Raw genomic sequence first — 18,530 nt, 5'->3', positions numbered from 1 at the left:
CGAAGTCGCAAGGAATAGTTGCGACTTCGGACCCAGCTCATCTTAAGCGTGACGGCGCGTCGCGCTAACGCAGCTCCTCCGGCGGCGTCCGCTTGCTGTCCACCTTGACCACCCGCTCCAACTCGCCCCAGACCACATACCGATACCGGGACGTGTAGACGGGCGTGCAGGTCGTCAGGGTGATGTACTTGCCCGCCTTCTTCTTGCCCGATTCCTTGGGGACGGAGCCGAGGACCTCGACGTTGTACTTCGAGGTCTCCGGGAGGATGCCGTAGACCTTGTAGACGTACCACTTGTCCTTGGTCTCGAAGACGATCGGGTCGCCCTTTTTGATCTTGTCGATGTTGTGGAACTTGGCGCCGTGGCCGTCGCGGTGGGCGGCGAGCGTGAAGTTGCCGTTCTTGCCGGTCGTGGGCAGTGACGCCTTGACGGGGTCGGTGTAGTAGCCGGCGACACCGTCGTTGAGGTTCTTCGTCGACGTGCCCTTCTCCACGAGGACCTCGCCGTCGTTCATCGCCGGGACGTGCAGGAAGCCGATGCCGGCCTTGGTGTCCAGGGCGCCGGGGCCGCTGTCGTCCTGCGCCCAGTTGTCGCGGACCTTGTCGCCCTGCTTGTTCGCCTCGCGGTCCGCGACGACGTTCGTCCACCACAACGAGTAGACGACGAACAGACCGAGCACCAGGCCCGCGGTGATGAGGAGTTCACCGAGGACGCTGACCGCCATCGCGATCCGGCCGGGTCCACGGCGTTTCGGTGCGTGCACCTCAGCGTCGGCGTCGGTGCGCTCGTCGTGGTCGGTCCTCGCTGCCACTGTGCATCTGCCCCGTCTGATCTGTCTCAGTTTGTCTCACGTACGCCCCGCCCTTGCCCGACGGTGCTCCCGCTCGCCTACTCGACGAGCGCGTCCGGCTTGCCCTTGCTGCGCGGGCGTTCCTCGACCATCTTGCCCCACACGATCATGCGGTACTTGCTGGTGAATTCCGGCGTACAGGTGGTCAGTGTGATGTAGCGGCCCGGCGCCGTGAAACCCGACCCCGGAGGGACCGCATCCAGCACACTCGTGTTCGACGGCGACGTCGCCGGCAGGATCGACGCCATCTTGTACACGAAGTAGTCGTCCTGGGTCTCGACCACGATCTCGTCGCCGGGCTTCAGCCGGTTGATGTACCGGAACGGCTCGCCGTGGGTGTTGCGATGCCCCGCGATGCCGAAGTTGCCCGTCTTGGCGGCCGGCATCGCCGTCTTCAGGCTGCCCTCGGCGTAGTGGCCCACCATTCCGCGGTCGAGCACCTTCGTCTTGCTGATGCCCTCCGCGATCGGCGCGACCACGTCCAGCTTCGGGATGTGCAGGATGGCGAACCCCTGCCCGGGCTCGAACGTCCCCGGACTCCGCTTGCCTTCCGCCCAGTCCTCCTGGAGGTGGTTCGTGGCGTTGCCCGCCTGCTGATGCGCCCGCACGTTCGACCACCACAACTGGTAGGTCACGAACAGCAGCATCAGGACACCGGTGGTGATGAACACCTCGCCGATCACCCGGCTCACGATGACGGCCGCGCCGGGCTTCTGCGCCCGCGCCGCACGCCGGGCCTCCATACGGCTCAGCGGCGCCTCAGCGGGCTTCACCGCCGACTCCTGGGAGTCCAGGGGCTCCTGGGGTCCCTGGGGCTCCTCGTGGGGCTCCAGGGCGCCACCACGGCGCCCGTGACGCCTGGCCGCCTTGCGCCGCGCCGCACGGCCCCCGAGGGCGGGTATGGGCTCGCTCGCGGCAATCCGCCGCGCTACCGAGACCTCCGACGCCCGCAGCGCCACGGTCTCGTCGTCCAACAGCGGGACAGCTACGACGGGTTCGGCGACGACCGGTTCGTCGTACACGGGCATGGGCCGGGTCAACGGTTCGTCGTATGCGGGCGCGGGGGGCGGGGCCGTCGGCTCCGCATACGGCTGCCGTACTTCCTCGTAGGCGCCCTGCGGTGTGCCCTGTGAGGCCCCCTGCCAGTCCCGCGGGTACGCCTCGGGTCCGTCCCCGGCGTACCGGTGCTGGCCGGACCAATCCTGTTCGGACCGGACCTCGGGCCCGGTGGCGGGCGGCACAGCGGAGGCCGACGGGGCCGCGTGCCGCCCGGCAGGCCGTGCGCCCGGGAGGGGATCGGTAAGCGGGTCCGTAAGCGGGTCCGTGAACTGTTCCACCGCGGCCTCGAACGCGCCAGGCACCTCGAACGCGCCGGGCGCCCCGTACGGCTGCTGCCCGTACGAGGACCCGTCTTCTCCGGCGGCACCGTAGGCGGCGCCGGACTCGCGCTCGGGGCGCAGCGCGGTCACGCCGTGGCCCTGCCCACCACCGGGGCGAGCCCCGCCGACCTCGCCACGGCCACCTTGTCGCCGCACTCCGCCAGCCAGTTGGCGAGCATCCGGTGACCGTGCTCGGTCAGCACCGACTCGGGGTGGAACTGCACGCCCTCGACCGGGAGTTCACGGTGCCTCAGCCCCATGATGATCCCGTCGTGCGTGCGGGCCGTGACCTCCAGCTCGGCCGGCACGGTCTCGGGCTCGGCCGCCAGCGAGTGGTAACGCGTCGCCGTGAAGGGCGAAGGAAGTCCCGCGAAGACGCCCTTCCCCCCGTGCTCGACGAGCGAGGTCTTGCCGTGCAGCAGCTCGGGCGCCCGGTCCACGACACCGCCGTACGCCACCTGCATCGACTGCATGCCGAGGCAGACGCCGAAGACGGGAACGCCGGTCGCGGCGCAGTGCCGGACCATGTCGACGCAGACTCCGGCCTGTTCGGGGGCTCCGGGGCCCGGCGACAGGAGCACTCCGTCGAAGCCGTCCTGGGCGTGTGCCGTCGACACCTCGTCGTTGCGCAGCACCTCGCACTCGGCGCCCAACTGGTACAGGTACTGGACCAGGTTGAAGACGAAGCTGTCGTAGTTGTCGACGACGAGAATCCGCGTGCTCACTAGTCGTCCACCGTCACATCGTTGAAGGGAAGGAGCGGCTCGGCCCACGGGAAGACGTACTGGAACAGCACGTAGACCACTCCGAGGACGAGCACGAGTGAGATCAGCGCCTTCACCCATGCGTTCCCCGGCAAATGCCGCCAGATGAAGCCGTACATGCCGTCCCTTCCGTCGCACCACGGCACCAGAGCCACACTCCACATCACCGGACTCACGCCGTACGGGACCAGACTAACGGCGTAGAGCCCCCGGTTTCCCAGCCTCTACAGGCTGTGTGGCGTCGAGGTGTGCCCAGACGATCAGCCGATGACTGTGTCCCCACTCCGGCTCGCACGTGGTCAGCGTGAGATAGCGGCCCGAAGCGTTGTACCCGGACTTACGCGGTACAGGATCGATCACCTCAATGTCCGTGGGCACTGTTTTGTAGGGGCCTTTGTCGATCCGATACGTGAACCAGGTCGTCCCGTCCATCAGCACCACCGCGTCGCCACGGCGCAGCTTGGGAAAGTCCTTGAAGGGGTCGCCGTACGTACGACGGTGACCCGCGACCGCGAAGTTCCCCGTCTGTCCGAGCTGAGCCGTCCCCCGGTAATGGCCGAGACCTTTCTTGAGGACGCCCGTACCGGTGCCTTCGAGCACGGGCTTGTTCCACGTGAAACCAAGACGCGGGATGTACATGACCGCGAAGGGCTTGCCATACGTGTAGGGGGCTGGCGCCTTGGGACTCGTGGGCGCCTTGGGGCTCTTGTCGGCCGGGCTGGTCGGGGTGGCCGTGGGCGCCTTCGACTCCTGGGCGACCGAGCCCTTGGACCACTGTTTCTGGAGTTCGTCGATCTGGTGGTTCATCTCGCTGTCGGCCTTCACGCCCGTCCAGAACAGCACGTAGACAACGAAGAGCACGATCAGGGCGCCGATGGTGATGCACAGTTCGCTCAACGTCCTGACGACCACTCGCACCCACACAGGACCCCCCAGCGGCAGCGGCTTCGGCTACTCCACAGGTTTTGCGTAGTGGAGATCCACTGTGCCCGAGTAGCCGGGCAGAGTCACTGGCCCGTCCTCCTCGACTTTCCAGCCGAGCCCGTAGACGTTGACGTACACCATGTAGTTCTGGATCGCCGTGGAGTCGGCAAGGGCCGTCTGGAGCTTCTGCGGGTCACCGATCGCGGTGATCTTGTACGGGGGTGAGTAGACCCGGCCCTGGAGGATGAGGGTGTTGCCGACGCAGCGCACGGCGCTCGTGGAAATCAGCCGCTGGTCCATCACCTTGATGCCCTGGGCGCCGCCCTGCCACAGGGCGTTCACCACGGCCTGCAGGTCCTGCTGGTGGATGACCAGGTAATCGGGCTGCGGCTCGGGATAGCCGGGGAGCTTGGCCGTGGCGTTCGGCGGGGCGTCGTTGAGGGTGACCGTGACGGCCTCGCCCTTGAGTTTCTGGGTGCCCGCGTTCTTCTCCAGCGCGGCGAGCTTGGCGTCCTCGGCCTTGCTGCTGCCGTTCTCCCGCCCGGCGAGCGCGTCCACGTCGTCGCGCAGAGTGCCGTTGGACTCGTCGAGCGACGCGTTCTTGTGGCTGCGCTCCTGGATCAGGTCGGAGAGCTTCAGCAAGGAGGCGTCCGTGCGGATATTGGTGCCCTTGGCCGTGTTGAAGCTGGTGAAGAAAATAAGTCCGGCGAGGGCGAAGACGGCCGCGGTGAGGACGCGCACGGGCCGGAATCGGCGCGTATCGGCAGGACTGGAACCCGTCCCTGGGGAGTCGGCAGAATTGCTCAACGTACCCTTATCTCCTTAAGCGCCGCGGAAGCACTACGCTAACTGACGCCCGGGGGAGCGCTCAGTGTCCCCTTGTACGCTGCCCCGGAGCCCGCCCGCCCCCAGTTCCCTGCGCGGCCACGCAGCGCATCGACAGGAGAGACCCTCGTGCCGAAGTCACGTATCCGCAAGAAGGCCGACTACACGCCGCCCCCGGCGAAGCAGGCGACCAATATCAAGCTGACCAGCAACAGCTGGGTCGCACCGGCCATGCTGGCGATGTTCCTCATCGGCCTCGCCTGGATCGTTGTCTTCTACGTGACGGACGGCTCGCTGCCGATCGACGCGCTCGACAACTGGAACATCGTGGTCGGCTTCGGTTTCATCGCGGCGGGATTCGGCGTCTCGACGCAGTGGAAGTAGCTCTGCCCACGGTTATCCCCTGAGTTATCCACAGCCGTTGTCCACAGGTGGAAAAGAAAGACGATCTGTGGATAACCCATCCGGCATTGACGCCGGTGTGACTGACCTACCGGTATCCGGAAGCGTGTTCGCCCCCTGCCTGACCTGCGAAAACTCGGGTCAGTGACAGGGGGCACAGCTGTTCCCACACAGCGTGCACAAGATCCACCACGATCTGTGGACAACACCGGTCGCTCAGTGGACAACGCCGGTTGCTCAGGTGAGCTGAACGGTCCTGACCAGCGTGACGACGACCACCGCGGCCAGGACCAGGGCACACACCCCGTACTGGATCAGGGCCCGCCGCTCGCGCGGTGCGTGGACCATCGCATAGCCCATGACGACACCGCCGACGAGGCCACCGATGTGGGCCTGCCAGGCGATGTTGGACCACCCGAAGGTGAAGATCAGGTTGATCACCAGCAGGGCGATGACGGGGCGCATGTCGTAGTTGAGCCGGCGCATCAGGACGGCGGTCGCGCCGAAGAGGCCGAAGATCGCGCCGGAGGCGCCTAGCGACGGCTGGTTCGGGGCGGCGAGGAGGTAGCTGAGCGCGCTGCCCGCGAGGCCCGAGACGACGTACAGGGCGATATAGCGGGCGCGGCCGAGAGCCGCTTCCAGCGGGCCGCCGATCCACCACAGGCTGAGCATGTTGAACATGATGTGGATATAGCTGCCGTGCAGGAACATCGCCGTCAGCAGCCGGTACCACTGACCCTCCGCGACGCCCTCGACCGGGCCGTAGGCAGAGAAGGCCGCCTGGCCGATGAGCTCGAAGCGGTCGGTGAAGCTGTCGCCCACCGACAACTGGACCAGGAAGAAGGCGAGGTTGATCCCGATCAGGACCTTGGTGACGAGTCGGGGGTCCGCCGTGATGGTGCCGCCGGCGAGGGTGCGCGGCTGGGAGGCCGTCGGTGCGTGCCCCGTGCCGGAGCCGCGGCGGACGCACTCGGGGCACTGGAAGCCGACGGAGGCGCTGACCATGCACTCGGGGCAGATCGGGCGCTCGCAGCGGGTGCAGCGGATGCCGGTCTCGCGGTCCGGGTGCCGGTAGCAGGTGGGCAGGCTCTGGGCGTCCTGCGGTCCCTGGTCCCGCGGGCCCTGCGGGCTGCCTGGCGCCTGGTCCATGGGGGTCCCCTCAATCCGTCGTACACAATGCTCCGCCCCGTCCATCCTTACGGATGAGCGGGGCGTTTGGTTCCCTGCGGGAGCGATCGGACCCGATGGCGCGCCCGCATGAGCCCCTCGAGACTCAGGCCCCTCGAAACTCAGGCCCCTCGAAACTCAGGCCCCTCGAAACTCAGGCCTCGCGGGGCTCAGCCCTTGCGGGTCTCGACGACGACCGACTCGATGACGACGTCCTTGACCGGGCGGTCGGTGCGCGGGTTGGTCTGGGTGCCGGCGATGGCGTCCACGACCTTCTGGCTGGCCGCGTCGGTGACCTCGCCGAAGATGGTGTGCTTGCGGGTCAGCCAGGCCGTCGGGGAGACGGTGATGAAGAACTGCGAGCCGTTGGTGCCCGGGCCCGCGTTGGCCATGGCCAGCAGGTACGGCTTGTCGAAGGCGAGCTCCGGGTGGAATTCGTCCTCGAACTGGTAGCCGGGGCCGCCGGTACCGTTGCCCAGGGGGTCACCGCCCTGGATCATGAATCCGCTGATCACCCGGTGGAAGACCGTGCCGTCGTAGAGCTTGTCCGTGGACTTCGCACCCGTGCTGGGGTTGCTCCACTCACGCTCGCCCGTGGCGAGCTCCACGAAGTTCCGGACCGTCTTGGGCGCATGGTTCGGCAGGAGCCGGATTTCGATGTCGCCTTGGTTGGTCTTCAGGGTGGCGTAAAGCTGCTCAGCCACGATCTGCCTTCCGTTGCCTTCTTTTGACTCCCCGATCCTCGCACGTACCGGGTCACCCGTCGCCCGACCACCACCTCCGGGCGAATAACCGGGCGTCACGCTTGCAGAAATCCGGTCGAGTCCTCCCTGGAGCGGGCCGCGAGGCGACGATCCGTGGCATTGTCGACGACAAGCGCCCGTTGCCCCGTATGCCCCATCTCGCATGCCTCGCGGTCCCGCGGGGGGCATGATCTCGAAAAGGGTGGAAAGGTGAACTGTGCCTTTGTTGGGGTACCCGAACGCCCACGTACGCCACCGAGGAGGAGGAAAACCCGTGACCCGCATTGACAGCGTGCGCGCCGCGACCGGTTCGGCGAAGGACAGCGTGCTGCACGCCGCGGAAGTGGTGGCGCCGTACGCCGACACGGCCAAGGACCGGGCCTCGCACTACGCGAACGAAGCACGCGTACGGCTCGCGCCCAAGATGTCGCTGGCCGCCGATCAGGCCCGCGTCCAATACGACGCCCACCTCGCGCCGCGCCTCGAACAGGCCCGTACGCATGTACCGCCGAAGGTGGACCTGGCTGCCCATACGGCTGCCGTCCGTACCCGACAGGCGGCTCATCAAGCCGCCGACTACACCAAGCCGAGGATCGAGCAGGTGGTGGCCGCGGCTCAGCCCGTACGCGAAGAGGCCGCGTCACGCGGGGTGGCCGCACTGGCCGCGCTACGCGGACAGGTCTCGCCGGAGGAGATCCAGAAGCTGGTCCGCAAGCACGAGCGGCGGGCGAAGGCCGGCCGTCTCGCCAAGGGGCTGGCGATCCTGGGGATTCTGGCGGGCGGCGCCTTCGTCGCCTGGAAGTGGTGGGACAAGCAGGCCAACCCCGACTGGCTGGTCGAACCGCCCGCCGCGACGGAGGTGCCCGAGACGGGCCGCCTGACGTCGGTCGACGGCACCGGCCAGTCCGAGCTGGACCCCGAGGTCCAGGCCAAGCAAGCACAGGAGGAAGCGGCAGATCGCGACGACCGCCGCCCCTGAACCTGGACATCAACACCGCCGTGGGGCGGGAGACCCGAGGGTCTCCCGCCCCACGGCGGTGTTTCACGTGGAACCGACGAAACCGGCGGAACCCGGGAGAGCGATGATCCGGGACGTGGGAACAGGTTGTCGTCGGCCAGGAACGGCAGGCGTCGCTGTCTGCGCACGATCCCGAAGCCCTGGGCACGCGCAGCGGGCGGCGGCGAGCAGGGCGGGGTAGTCGAGTCGGATCAGCGTGGACGCCTGACGCTTCCCGCGACAGCGTCTTACCGACGCGAGTAGACCTCCCCCTGCACGGGAACCGACACAAAGAAAACCCTCCGACCGCGTTTCCGCAGGTCAGAGGGTTTTACTGAGTGGAGCCTAGGGGAGTCGAACCCCTGACATCTGCCATGCAAAGACAGCGCTCTACCAACTGAGCTAAGGCCCCGAAAGAGGAGCGTCCGGCCGGAAGAAACGGATACCGGTGGGCGCCGCAGACCAGAGTACCGGGTCACCCCCGGGATCTCGCAAAAAGATTGGGGGTCCCCGTGAACGACCACTCTCCGTAAGATGCTCGACGTGGTTCGCTACAGCGAACCACGGTATTTGGGGAAGCGATGGGGAGACGCAAATGGACGCCGCACAGCAAGAAGCAACCGCAAGAGCCCAGGAGCTGCAGCGGAGCTGGTATGGGGAGCCGTTGGGGGCGCTCTTCCGTAGGCTCATCGACGATCTGGGCCTCAACCAGGCGCGTCTTGCCGGGGTACTGGGCCTCTCCGCGCCCATGCTGTCGCAGCTGATGAGTGGCCAACGCGCCAAGATCGGCAACCCTGCGGTCGTCCAGCGCGTGCAGTTGCTGCAGGACCTGGCGGGGCAGGTCGCGGACGGCAGCATCAGCGCCGCCGAGGCCACCGAGCGCATGGACGAGATCAAGAAGTCGCAGGGGGGCTCGGTGCTCAGCAACACCACGCAGTCGACGAGTAGTTCGGGTGCACCCACGGTCAAGCGGGTGGTCCGCGAGATTCAGTCGCTGCTGCGCTCCGTGGCAGCCGCGGGGGACATCATCGAGGCGGCCGACACCCTCGCCCCGACCCACCCGGAACTGGCAGAGTTCCTCCGGGTATACGGCGCCGGCCGCACCTCCGACGCAGTCGCGCACTACCAGTCGCACCAGAGCTGAGCCGACGGCCCGGCGCCATCGCAGGCCCAGGACCACCGTCCAGCGCCGCAGGTCAGGCTGCCGGGCATGTCATGGCGTCCGGGCAGTCCGGCACCGACGGAGGGCCAGGCCGTCCGGAACCTCGCAGGTGCCCGGACGTCCGGGCACCTCGCAGCGGCCACCGGACCGACCGCCGAAAGGGAGCGACGTACGACCATGGGTGAGGTCTTCGCCGGACGGTACGAACTTGCCGACCCGATCGGCCGCGGGGGAGTCGGTGCGGTCTGGCGCGCGTGGGACCACCGGCGGCGCCGGTATGTGGCCGCCAAGGTGCTCCAGCAGAGCGACGCGCACGCGCTGCTGCGCTTCGTGCGGGAGCAGGCACTACGGATCGATCACCCCCATGTGCTCGCGCCCGCCAGCTGGGCCGCCGACGACGACAAGGTCCTGTTCACCATGGATCTGGTCGCCGGAGGGTCACTGGTCCACCTGGTCAATGACTACGGGCCGCTGCCTCCTCCCTTCGTCTGCACCCTGCTCGACCAGCTACTGGCGGGGGTTGCCGCGGTGCACGCGGAGGGGGTCGTGCACCGCGACATCAAGCCCGCCAACGTGCTGCTCGAGGCGACCGGAACGACCCGGCCACGGCTGCGGCTGTCCGACTTCGGCATCGCCATGCGGCTCGGTGAGCCACGGCTGACCGAGACCAACTATGTAGTGGGAACGCCCGGTTACTTCGCGCCCGAGCAGATGATGGGCGCCGAGCCGGACTTCCCCGCCGATCTGTTCGCCGTGGGTCTGGTTGCCCTGTATCTCCTTGAAGGGGCCAAGCCCGACGCCAAGGCGCTGATCGAGTACTTCGCGGCGCACGGCACACCGGCCGCCCCGCAGGGCATACCCGAGCCGCTGTGGCAGGTCGTGGCCACGCTGGTGCAGCCAGACCCTCATGCGCGGTTCCGCACCGCGACGGGGGCGCGCAAGGCGCTGGCCTCGGCCGCCGAGCTGCTGCCCGAGCCCGGCCCCGACGACGAGCTGGTCGAGGTCTTCGACCAGCTCGGCCCACTTCCCCCGGGGTTCGGCCCCGAAGGCCCGCTCAGGACAGCGCCAGGGGTGAGCCCGGGTCCGGATGACCTGTCGGACGCGGGCGGCACCTTGGGCGTAGGCGGTGGTGGTACCTCGGGCGTCAGGACGGGCACCTCGGGGGCGGGCAGAGGCCACACCTCGGGCGTAGGGGTGGGTAACACCTCGGGCGTAGAGAGGGGTGGCACCTCCGGCGGGGGGTCCGGTGACGGTGTGAGCGGCGCCTCGGACAGCGGTCCGGGCGTGGGTGGACAGACGCGGCCACACATAGGCGCCGCAGCGCAGCGACTCGACGCCGAGCACACACCTTCGTGGTCCGGATCCGGTCCCGGCACTGGTCCTGCCTCTGGCCCTGATCGAGGGCTCGGAACCGACACTGGTCCTGCTGGCGTACCACCACATCTCGCCCCCGACGCCTTGCCCCCGCAGCCGTCCACGATGTCGGACACCGGCAGCTTCCACTTGCCGCCACCCCAGACGACCACTCCCCAAGCGCAGCCGCAGCCGCAGCCGCAATCCCAGCCCCAGCCTCTGTCCCAGCCACAGCCACAGCCACAACCACAGCAGGCATGGCACGAGACTCAGCAGCACTCCACCCCTCACCGGCCGCAACACCAGCCCGAGCAGACGCCCACTCCCCCCACCTCGGTCGCGCTGCCGGCTCCAACTCCCGTCTACGCTCCGCCTTTCGACCACACCCCCGCCCATGTGCCCTCCCCCTTTCAGTCCACCGCTCCGACCGCCCCAATGCCCCAGCACGCGTACGCCTCTACTGATTCATACACCGCTCGATCCCCGCAGGTTCCGCATCAGACAGGGGCAATTCCAGGGCACCGTGCAAGGCGCGGGCGGCCCCGCCCGGGACCGCCCGCGAAGGTGGCCATCCCGGTCCTGCTCCTGGCGCTGGCCTGTTTCGCGGTGGGCTTCTGGGCGCTGGCCCAGCTCTGAGACCCAGATCCCAGACCCGGATCCGAGACCCGCGTCCGAGACCCGGACCGGAGCCCCAGACGCGAGCTCGTCACCCTGGACCGGCGGACTCGCACGCGCTCCCGGCCATACCGCGTGCCCCTGTCACCCGCTAGAACCGGCGCCTACTAGCCCCGCGGAGCCTCGTGATCCCACGGAGCGGGAGCCACAGCCGTAGCCGTCGTATCCGCTCCCCCCGGCACCACCACCCCCCGCCGCCGCGCGACCACCGTCCACACCCCGAGCGTCAGCAGCAGGACGGTCCCTGTACCGATACCGCTCGCCGCGACCAGCTTCATGGTGGAGCCGTCTCCGCCCCCGGTACCCACCGTGCCACCGCCCCCCACCGCCCCGGCGGACCCCTCCTCGAAGTCGCCGCCGGCCGCGGCGTCGAACACGTCCCGGGGCTCGGCCGACCCCACGTACGCCGGGCCTGCATGCGCCCCGCCAGCCACCCGTACACGTAGCGTCAGCCCGAAGGGCCCGTCGCCGAACTTGTCAGCGACCTGCCCGGCGAGATGCACCACGAGGTAGTACGAACCCGCGAACCTCATGTTGCTGATCCGGTCGGTGAAGGCGTACCGGTTGCGGTACTCGACGGGCGGCAGCGGATCCAGCGCGGCCGACCGCTGGCTTCCGTCGTATCCGGAGCCGATGTCGTCGACGAATCCGCGCACGGGGCTGTAGAGGGACATGACCAGCGCCGTGGCCACGAAGCCGTCACCGCCACCGCCCGAACTGCCGAGTTCCGCAGTGGCGTAGAACTGTTGTCCCCAGTCGACCGGCACTTTGTAGAAGAGCGTCTGTCCTGGGCTGATCCCGTTCTTCCAGACTCCCTGTCTCAAGTCGCCGGCCGTGGCGAACCCCGCGCCGCCCTTGCGTTCCTCCGCGTCCCCCTGGAGTGCTTCGGGTGAGGCGGAGTTCCAGATCTCCGGAGCGGTCGTCGAAGCCGCCTTCTTCAGGCGGGGCTCCGACACCTGACTCAGCTCCAGATCCCAGTCGTCGGGGGAGGAGGACGAGGACGAGGAGAGCGAGGAGCCGGACGCGTCGCTGCGCTCGACGACCACGTAGTACGACCCGGCCGCCTGACAGGCGAACTTGTTGGCACCGATCTCGCGCGACGCCCAGGCTGCGATGGGGTGCGGGCTCTGGGTGGCGCCGAAGTGGGCGGTCGCGGAGGAGGAGCAGCGGCGGCTGTCGCCGTCCTGCACGGAGACCTTGACGCCGTCCGCGTAGGAGACCGTCGTGCCCGGCCTGGGGACGACGGTGGCAGAGACGTATGCGTTGGTCGTGGCGTCGAGCTCGAGGCGGTAGTAAAGCTTGCCGTCCTTGGCGATGGAGCTCTTGTACGTCCTGCCGGGCTCGAGTCGTACGGCGTTCGTGGTGTCCGTGGCGCCTTCGACCGTCGTGGCGTCCTCGGCGAAGGCGTACGGCTTCGGCGTACCGGACTCGGCTGCCGTAACCGCCGCGGAGGCCGTCCCCGGCGCCGCGACCGTCGCGCAGAGGGCCGCTACGACAGCCGCCAGCGCCTGGCCGTACCGCGCCGCCGCCGTACGCCGCCCGGCCGCGCGCCGCCTCATCGTGCGCCGCCCCATCACGCGCCACCCCTCGTCGTAGCCCCGGACCGTGGCCCATCCTGCCCCGCCGGTCACGGGGCCACCGTGCTATCCGTACAAGCGGCCGAAAGCACCCGTCTACAAGGTCGATAAATTTGCTGACGCAATCAGCCCATTTGCCGGGGTGAACCGGGGGCGGTTCCCTGGCAACACAAAACCCCGACCGCGAGGGCGGCCGGGGTCTGCTCTGAGACTGGTGTCGATACTCACGAACCCGTGGGCACGGAGTCAGTCGCCTCCGTCCACAGATCCTGCTCGGCGCGATCCGCCTGGATCTGGCGGTACACGAGGAGCCCGCCGATGGCGGCCAGTGCGACCAGGAGAAGCTTCTTCACCGCGCGACCTCGTCTTTCCTTGACGTAGGGGACCTCTGGCGCCCGACTATACACACCGACCGATATCGATCGGTGACCTGCATCGACCCCCAACTCCCGCTCCCCGGATGGCAATAGGACCGGGCGCGACCGCTCCGATCACAGGGTGATCGCACCTCACACACGGTGACGTTCATCGCCCTCTCGTACTTTTTCGGAGCTTTCCTGGCCATTTACGCCCATCCGGGTGTTGTTCATCTGAACATCGACGCGCCACGGGCGTCGGTCCACCACTTCGCGGCCCGCATACACATCATGAGGAAAGTACGCAAATCGCCTGACCCGAAAGTGAGGGGCCATGACCCAGAACAAGGTCATGAAGCTGTGGACCGCCATCGTCACCGCCTTCCTCGCGCTGTGCACGGCGCTCGGATTCATCACGACCACCGCGGCCGCGGCCGTACCGCAGGCCGGAACGACGCGCAACAGCGCGACCTCCGTAACGGTGCCGCCGACGTCCCCCTGGACCGGCCCCCACAGCAGGAACCTGCCCCCCACGATGAAGCAACGCATCCACGCCGAGGCCCACGGCTCCTCACCGAGCTGCCGCCACCGCCCGCCGACCGATGTCGATCCGACCGAGCCCGCGGCCCGCTGCGCCCCCGAGACCCCGGCCGATCCCGCGACCCTCCGCGAGCCCGACACGCCCCTCCAGCGCGACGCCGCTCCTCTCCAGCACATCGCCGCTCCCCTCCAGCGCTGACCGGCGCGGCACCACCCTGACCCAGCGGCGAACTTGCGTACACCGCCACACATAGACTCCGAACACAGACTCCAAGGCCCGGAGAGCTGCCCCGGACGACAAAGACCCTCAGCCGTGATCGGCTGAGGGTCTTTGTACTGGCGGGGCCAACAGGATGTGAACCTGTGGTCTCATCCTTGCCAGGTCGATCAGAGGGCCGCTGTCGCGTGTTCCCCGTGACCGTCAGTCGACCGGCACAGCCATGGCACGGATCTCGCTGTACGGCGAGTAGTTCCCGGCCGCGTCCTAGGTACGGGCCCGGTACTCATAGGTAGGCCCCTCGGTGGGCAGCGGGTCGCAGACGGTGGCGGAGGCGAGGCGCGGGTCGAAGGCCTTGTGCCTTGTGCAGGACGACCGACCAGGTGTCCGTCCCCGCCTCGCGGCGCTCGATCTCGAAGCCGGTGAAGTCACGGATCGGGGCCGACGTGTTGTCGGTGGCAGTCGCCTGGATGCCGCTCGCGCAGGAGCCCAGGGTCAGGTCGGGGACGTAGTAGGGGGCGATGCCGTCGGGGATGCCGAGCCAGAGGTCATTGGTGGCGGTGGCGTCGAGTCGGTCCGGGTTGTAGGTGGTGGTGCCGCCGTCGTTGGTGATGAGGACGCGGTAGTGGCGCCACTCGCCGTCGGCGGTGACGGGATCGGTGGTCCAGGTGCGGAATGATCGATCCGGTGGGCTTCTCCCGTACCTTCGATCGTCTCGTGAAGCGCGCGGGTGTGCGTCGCATCACGGTTCGGCTGGCTCGGCACACCTGCGGGACCCTGCTCGCCTTCCTGAAGGTGCACCCCAAGGTGGCTCAGGCAATCCTCCGGCACAGCCAGATCAGCATGACCATGAACGTCTATACGCATGTGGTCGGTTCCGACGAGCGGGAAGCCGTCGCGCTGCTCGCCGAACTCCTGGAAGACCCGCTCATCGGCTGATGTCAGCCGTAGATGTCAAAGACCCCCAGGCTTGATCGCCTGGGGGTCTTTTCGCTGGTGGGGCTAACAGGATTTGAACCTGTGGCCTCATCCTTATCAGGGATGCGCTCTAACCAACTGAGCTATAGCCCCGCCGCGCTTTGCGGTGTGTGTCCCGCGCGCTGACCTCTGAAGATTAGCGCACGACGCGGCCAGTCCCAAAATCGGTATCCCAGGCACCCCGGGAAGGGCTGAGCAGTCGCTGTCACTCGTCCTCGGCGAGGGTCAGCTCAACGCCGCCGACGAAGCCCGCGGAGAGGTTGTAGATGAACGCGCCGAGCGTCGCGAGTGCCGTGGCGAGGACGACGTCGATGACCGCGATGATCGACGTGAACATCAGGACATGCGGCAGGGAGAGGAACGCCTGCAGGTCGAAGCCGTTCGACTCGTTCGAGCCTGTCGCCTCGGAGATCGTGCCGCCGACCGTCGAGAAGACGCTCATCGCGTCCAGAACCATCCACAGCACCGCCGCCGCCACGATCGTGCAGATGCCGAGCGCGATGGACAGCAGGAAGCTGACCTTCATCACCGACCACGGGTCGGCCTTGGCCACCCGCAGCCGCGCCTTACGGGTGCGGGGCGTGGTGCGGGCGCCGGTCCGCGGCCGACGCACGGCGCCCTCCGGCGCCTGAGCCGGGTACGCCTGCGGCGGGTGGTACGGCTGCGCGGGCTGTGGCTGCCGCTCCCCCGGCAGCGGGGAGCCGGCCGCCGGAGCGGCCGCGGTAGTCGTTGCGGTACTGGCCGCGGCAGGACCGGCCGCGGCCGGTGCGCCCGGAGTCGCCGGGCCCGCTCCGGCCGCGTGCTGCTGGGCCTGCGGGCCTCGGGTGTCCGTCACAGTTCCCCCCTGGGATCCATGAGTGTCATGCGAGTCGGTCGTCTCCGTGGCGGAGCCACGACCGCCGCCGTCCGTTTCCGTACCGGCCGATCCGGCGCCCGTGGCTCCGCTCACGATGACTCACTTTCCTCGCGCTACTCGGTCGAGGACTGCTCGCCCTCGTCCGTACCGGCGGCCTCGCCGCCTTCAACGGTCTCGTCCTCGGCATCCTCGCCGTCGACTTCCTCCGCCTCGCGACCGGCCTCGGCGTTACGAGCGATGCCGACCACGGCATCGCGCTTGCCCAGGTTGATCAGTTGGACGCCCATGGTGTCACGGCCCGTCTCCCTGACCTCGTTGACTCGCGTACGAATCACACCGCCGGACAGCGTGATGGCGAGGATCTCGTCGGTCTCCTCGACCACCAGCGCACCGACGAGAGAGCCACGATCCTCGACGATCTTGGCGGCCTTGATGCCGAGGCCACCGCGACCCTGGACGCGGTACTCGTCGACGTTGGTCCGCTTCGCGTACCCACCGTCTGTGGCAGTGAACACGAACGTACCGGGTCGAACAACATTCATCGAGAGCAGTTGGTCGCCCTCACGGAAGCTCATGCCCTTGACGCCCGAGGTGGCACGACCCATGGGGCGCAGCGCGTCGTCCGTCGCGGTGAACCTGATCGATTGCGCCTTCTTGCTGATCAGAAGCAGATCATCCTCGGCCGAGACGAGTTCGGCTCCGATCAGTTCGTCGTCGGAACCGTCCTCCGTTTCACGAAGGTTGATGGCGATGACGCCGCCCGAGCGAGGCGAATCGTAATCCTTGAGGGACGTCTTTTTGACGAGGCCCCCCTTGGTGGCCAGCACCAGATAAGGCGCCGCTTCGTAGTCACGGATCGCGAGGATCTCGGCGATCGCCTCGTCCGGCTGGAAGGCCAACAGGTTCGCCACGTGCTGGCCGCGTGCGTCACGGCCGGCGTCCGGAAGTTCGTACGCCTTCGCGCGGTAGACGCGGCCCTTGTTGGTGAAGAACAGCAGCCAGTGGTGCGTCGTCGACACGAAGAAGTGGTCGACGATGTCGTCCTGCTTCAGCTTCGCGCCGCGTACGCCCTTGCCGCCGCGCTTCTGCGAGCGGTAGTCCTCGGTCTTCGTCCGCTTGATGTAGCCGCCGCGCGTGATGGTGACGACGATGTCCTCTTCGGCGATCAGGTCCTCCATGGACATGTCGCCGTCGAAGGGCACCAGCTTGGAGCGGCGGTCCTCGCCGAACTTCTCGACGATCGCCGCGAGTTCCTCGCTGATGATGCCGCGCTGACGCACGGGCGAGGCGAGGATCGCGTTGTACTCGGTGATCTTCGCCTGGAGCTCGTCGTGCTCCTGGATGATCTTCTGACGCTCCAGGGCGGCCAGGCGGCGCAGCTGCATCTCGAGGATGGCGTTGGCCTGGATCTCGTCGATCTCCAGGAGGCCCATCAGGCCCGTACGGGCGATCTCGACGGTGTCGCTGCGCCGGATCAGCGCGATGACCTCGTCGATGGCGTCCAGGGCCTTCAGGAGGCCGCGCAGGATGTGCGCGCGCTCCTCGGCCTTGCGCAGCCGGAACTTCGTACGGCGGACGATGACCTCGATCTGGTGCGTCACCCAGTGGCGGATGAACGCGTCGAGCGACAGCGTGCGCGGTACGCCGTCCACCAGCGCCAGCATGTTCGCACCGAAGTTCGACTGCAGGTCGGTGTGCTTGTAGAGGTTGTTCAGGACGACCTTGGCGACCGCGTCCCTCTTGAGCACGATCACGAGCCGCTGGCCCGTGCGCGACGAGGTCTCGTCGCGGACGTCCGCGATGCCGCCGATCTTGCCGTCCTTCACGAGGTCGGCGATCTTCTGTGCGAGGTTGTCGGGGTTGACCTGGTAGGGGAGCTCGGTGACCACCAGGCACTGGCGGTTCTGGATCTCCTCGACCTCGACGACCGCGCGCATCGTGATGGAGCCACGGCCCGTGCGGTAGGCCTCCTCGATGCCCTTTCGGCCCACCACCAGGGCGCCGGTCGGGAAATCGGGGCCCTTGATGCGCTCCATAAGGGCGTCGAGCAGCTCCTCATGGGTGGCCTCGGGGTTCTCGAGGTACCACTGGGCGCCGGCCGCGACCTCGCGGAGGTTGTGCGACGGGATGTTGGTGGCCATGCCGACCGCGATGCCCGCCGAGCCGTTGATCAGCAGGTTCGGGAAGCGCGCCGGCAGGACCGTCGGCTCCTGGTTACGGCCGTCGTAGTTGTCCGTGAAGTCGACGGTGTCCTCGTCGATGTCACGGACCATCTCCATGGACAGCGGCGCCATCTTGCACTCGGTGTAGCGCATGGCGGCCGCCGGGTCGTTGCCCGGAGAGCCGAAGTTGCCGTTGGAGTCCACCAGGGGCATCCGCATCGACCACGGCTGGGCCAGGCGGACCAGGGCGTCGTAGATCGAGGAGTCGCCGTGCGGGTGGTAGGTACCCATGACGTCACCGACGACGCGGGCGCACTTGTAGAAGCCCTTTTCGGGCCGGTAGCCGCCGTCGTACATGGCGTACAGCACGCGGCGGTGGACGGGCTTGAGACCGTCCCGTACATCGGGCAGCGCGCGCGACACGATGACGGACATCGCGTAGTCGAGGTAGGAGCGCTGCATCTCCGTCTCGAGCCCGACGGGCTCGACGCGCAGAATGATCTCGCCGCCTTCTTCAGGCGTACTCGGATCGGCAGGAGAAAGAGGTGTCTCGTCGGCCATTGCTGGTGAAGATCCTTCCTGGTGCGGTCAGCTGAGACCGAC

At 67.9% G+C, this 18,530-nt stretch carries 17 protein-coding genes, 2 tRNA genes and 1 pseudogene; 6 read left to right on the top strand and 14 right to left on the bottom strand.

From position 1 onward, the window contains the following. Positions 1 to 64: 64 nt before the first annotated feature. The 6 genes from ACX28W_RS06305 to ACX28W_RS06280 all read right to left on the bottom strand — a co-directional run bounded on the left by ACX28W_RS06305 (position 65) and on the right by ACX28W_RS06280 (position 4,724). Positions 65 to 811, bottom strand: a complete 747-nt coding sequence (locus ACX28W_RS06305; RefSeq protein WP_458997734.1) for a class E sortase — start codon at positions 809 to 811, stop codon at positions 65 to 67. Between the two features lie 77 nt (positions 812 to 888). After that, complete coding sequence (locus ACX28W_RS06300) at positions 889 to 2,319, bottom strand: class E sortase (RefSeq protein WP_458997733.1); 1,431 nt, start codon at positions 2,317 to 2,319, stop codon at positions 889 to 891. After that, a complete protein-coding gene (locus ACX28W_RS06295) occupies positions 2,316 to 2,954 on the bottom strand; it encodes an aminodeoxychorismate/anthranilate synthase component II (protein WP_362084591.1) in 639 nt (212 codons plus the stop codon). Before ACX28W_RS06295 ends, ACX28W_RS06300 begins: the two co-directional genes overlap by 4 nt. Beyond that, entirely contained in the window at positions 2,954 to 3,157 is a 204-nt protein-coding gene (locus tag ACX28W_RS06290; RefSeq protein ID WP_458997769.1) for a hypothetical protein, read from the bottom strand. Before ACX28W_RS06290 ends, ACX28W_RS06295 begins: the two co-directional genes overlap by 1 nt. A 28-nt stretch (positions 3,158 to 3,185) precedes the next feature. Further along, the gene (locus tag ACX28W_RS06285) at positions 3,186 to 3,911 is read right to left on the bottom strand and encodes a class E sortase (protein ID WP_458997732.1); all 726 of its coding nucleotides are present in this window, start codon (positions 3,909 to 3,911) and stop codon (positions 3,186 to 3,188) included. Positions 3,912 to 3,944: 33 nt separating this feature from the next. Continuing rightward, positions 3,945 to 4,724, bottom strand: a complete 780-nt coding sequence (locus ACX28W_RS06280) for a DUF881 domain-containing protein (RefSeq protein WP_458997731.1) — start codon at positions 4,722 to 4,724, stop codon at positions 3,945 to 3,947. Positions 4,725 to 4,871: 147 nt separating this feature from the next. Between ACX28W_RS06280 and crgA the strand changes: the two genes are divergently transcribed. Further along, positions 4,872 to 5,126: a cell division protein CrgA gene (gene crgA, locus ACX28W_RS06275; RefSeq protein ID WP_362084582.1), complete on the top strand. Its 255-nt coding sequence runs from the start codon at positions 4,872 to 4,874 to the stop codon at positions 5,124 to 5,126. 255 nt (positions 5,127 to 5,381) lie between these two features. On the opposite strand, the gene ACX28W_RS06270 is transcribed toward crgA, so the two are convergent. Together ACX28W_RS06270 and ACX28W_RS06265 are read right to left on the bottom strand one after the other, a co-directional pair. Beyond that, positions 5,382 to 6,293, bottom strand: a complete 912-nt coding sequence (locus tag ACX28W_RS06270; RefSeq protein ID WP_458997730.1) for a rhomboid family intramembrane serine protease — start codon at positions 6,291 to 6,293, stop codon at positions 5,382 to 5,384. Between the two features lie 188 nt (positions 6,294 to 6,481). After that, complete coding sequence (locus ACX28W_RS06265; RefSeq protein ID WP_458997729.1) at positions 6,482 to 7,015, bottom strand: peptidylprolyl isomerase; 534 nt, start codon at positions 7,013 to 7,015, stop codon at positions 6,482 to 6,484. Between the two features lie 313 nt (positions 7,016 to 7,328). On the opposite strand from ACX28W_RS06265, the gene ACX28W_RS06260 reads away from it, so the two are divergent. Next, entirely contained in the window at positions 7,329 to 8,033 is a 705-nt protein-coding gene (locus ACX28W_RS06260) for a DUF5324 family protein (RefSeq protein WP_458997728.1), read from the top strand. A 357-nt stretch (positions 8,034 to 8,390) separates the two neighbouring features. Here the strand turns inward: ACX28W_RS06260 and ACX28W_RS06255 are convergent. Next, positions 8,391 to 8,463 (bottom strand) — tRNA-Ala (locus ACX28W_RS06255). A gap of 183 nt (positions 8,464 to 8,646) precedes the next feature. On the opposite strand from ACX28W_RS06255, the gene ACX28W_RS06250 reads away from it, so the two are divergent. Further along, a complete protein-coding gene (locus tag ACX28W_RS06250) occupies positions 8,647 to 9,195 on the top strand; it encodes a helix-turn-helix domain-containing protein (RefSeq protein ID WP_458997727.1) in 549 nt (182 codons plus the stop codon). 195 nt (positions 9,196 to 9,390) lie between these two features. Next, on the top strand, positions 9,391 to 11,202 hold the full coding sequence (locus ACX28W_RS06245) for a serine/threonine-protein kinase (protein ID WP_458997726.1): 1,812 nt from the start codon (positions 9,391 to 9,393) through the stop codon (positions 11,200 to 11,202). Positions 11,203 to 11,348: 146 nt separating this feature from the next. On the opposite strand, the gene ACX28W_RS06240 is transcribed toward ACX28W_RS06245, so the two are convergent. Then, entirely contained in the window at positions 11,349 to 12,815 is a 1,467-nt protein-coding gene (locus ACX28W_RS06240) for a hypothetical protein (RefSeq protein WP_458997768.1), read from the bottom strand. A 227-nt stretch (positions 12,816 to 13,042) separates the two neighbouring features. Continuing rightward, entirely contained in the window at positions 13,043 to 13,171 is a 129-nt protein-coding gene (locus ACX28W_RS06235; protein WP_003999697.1) for a DLW-39 family protein, read from the bottom strand. A gap of 337 nt (positions 13,172 to 13,508) precedes the next feature. Between ACX28W_RS06235 and ACX28W_RS06230 the strand changes: the two genes are divergently transcribed. Together ACX28W_RS06230 and ACX28W_RS06225 are read left to right on the top strand one after the other, a co-directional pair. Continuing rightward, positions 13,509 to 13,913 (top strand): DUF6344 domain-containing protein, encoded by a 405-nt coding sequence (locus ACX28W_RS06230; protein WP_458997725.1) that lies wholly within the window; start codon positions 13,509 to 13,511, stop codon positions 13,911 to 13,913. Positions 13,914 to 14,597: 684 nt separating this feature from the next. Further along, a pseudogene (locus ACX28W_RS06225) lies at positions 14,598 to 14,870 on the top strand (tyrosine-type recombinase/integrase); the annotation flags it as partial. Positions 14,871 to 14,925: 55 nt separating this feature from the next. On the opposite strand, the gene ACX28W_RS06220 reads toward ACX28W_RS06225, so the two are convergent. From ACX28W_RS06220 to gyrA, 3 genes are all read right to left on the bottom strand, one after another. Beyond that, a tRNA-Ile gene (locus tag ACX28W_RS06220) sits at positions 14,926 to 15,002 on the bottom strand. A 112-nt stretch (positions 15,003 to 15,114) separates the two neighbouring features. After that, positions 15,115 to 15,858, bottom strand: a complete 744-nt coding sequence (locus tag ACX28W_RS06215) for a DUF3566 domain-containing protein (RefSeq protein WP_458997724.1) — start codon at positions 15,856 to 15,858, stop codon at positions 15,115 to 15,117. Between the two features lie 20 nt (positions 15,859 to 15,878). Further along, complete coding sequence (gene gyrA, locus ACX28W_RS06210; protein ID WP_458997723.1) at positions 15,879 to 18,488, bottom strand: DNA gyrase subunit A; 2,610 nt, start codon at positions 18,486 to 18,488, stop codon at positions 15,879 to 15,881. Positions 18,489 to 18,530 lie beyond the last annotated feature (42 nt).

The organism is Streptomyces sp. SD15 (assembly GCF_054462255.1).
Note: the sequence above shows the minus strand (reverse complement) of the source record. Positions and strands in the feature narration are given on the sequence as shown.

Coding starts and splice junctions, on each gene's coding strand:
- ACX28W_RS06230 (WP_458997725.1), top strand. CDS start 13,509: ATGACCCAGAACAAGGTCATGAAGCTGTGGACCGCCATCGTCACCGCC.
- gyrA (WP_458997723.1), bottom strand. CDS start 18,488: ATGGCCGACGAGACACCTCTTTCTCCTGCCGATCCGAGTACGCCTGAA.
- ACX28W_RS06245 (WP_458997726.1), top strand. CDS start 9,391: ATGGGTGAGGTCTTCGCCGGACGGTACGAACTTGCCGACCCGATCGGC.
- ACX28W_RS06250 (WP_458997727.1), top strand. CDS start 8,647: ATGGACGCCGCACAGCAAGAAGCAACCGCAAGAGCCCAGGAGCTGCAG.
- ACX28W_RS06240 (WP_458997768.1), bottom strand. CDS start 12,815: ATGGGGCGGCGCACGATGAGGCGGCGCGCGGCCGGGCGGCGTACGGCG.
- ACX28W_RS06270 (WP_458997730.1), bottom strand. CDS start 6,293: ATGGACCAGGCGCCAGGCAGCCCGCAGGGCCCGCGGGACCAGGGACCG.
- ACX28W_RS06290 (WP_458997769.1), bottom strand. CDS start 3,157: ATGTGGAGTGTGGCTCTGGTGCCGTGGTGCGACGGAAGGGACGGCATG.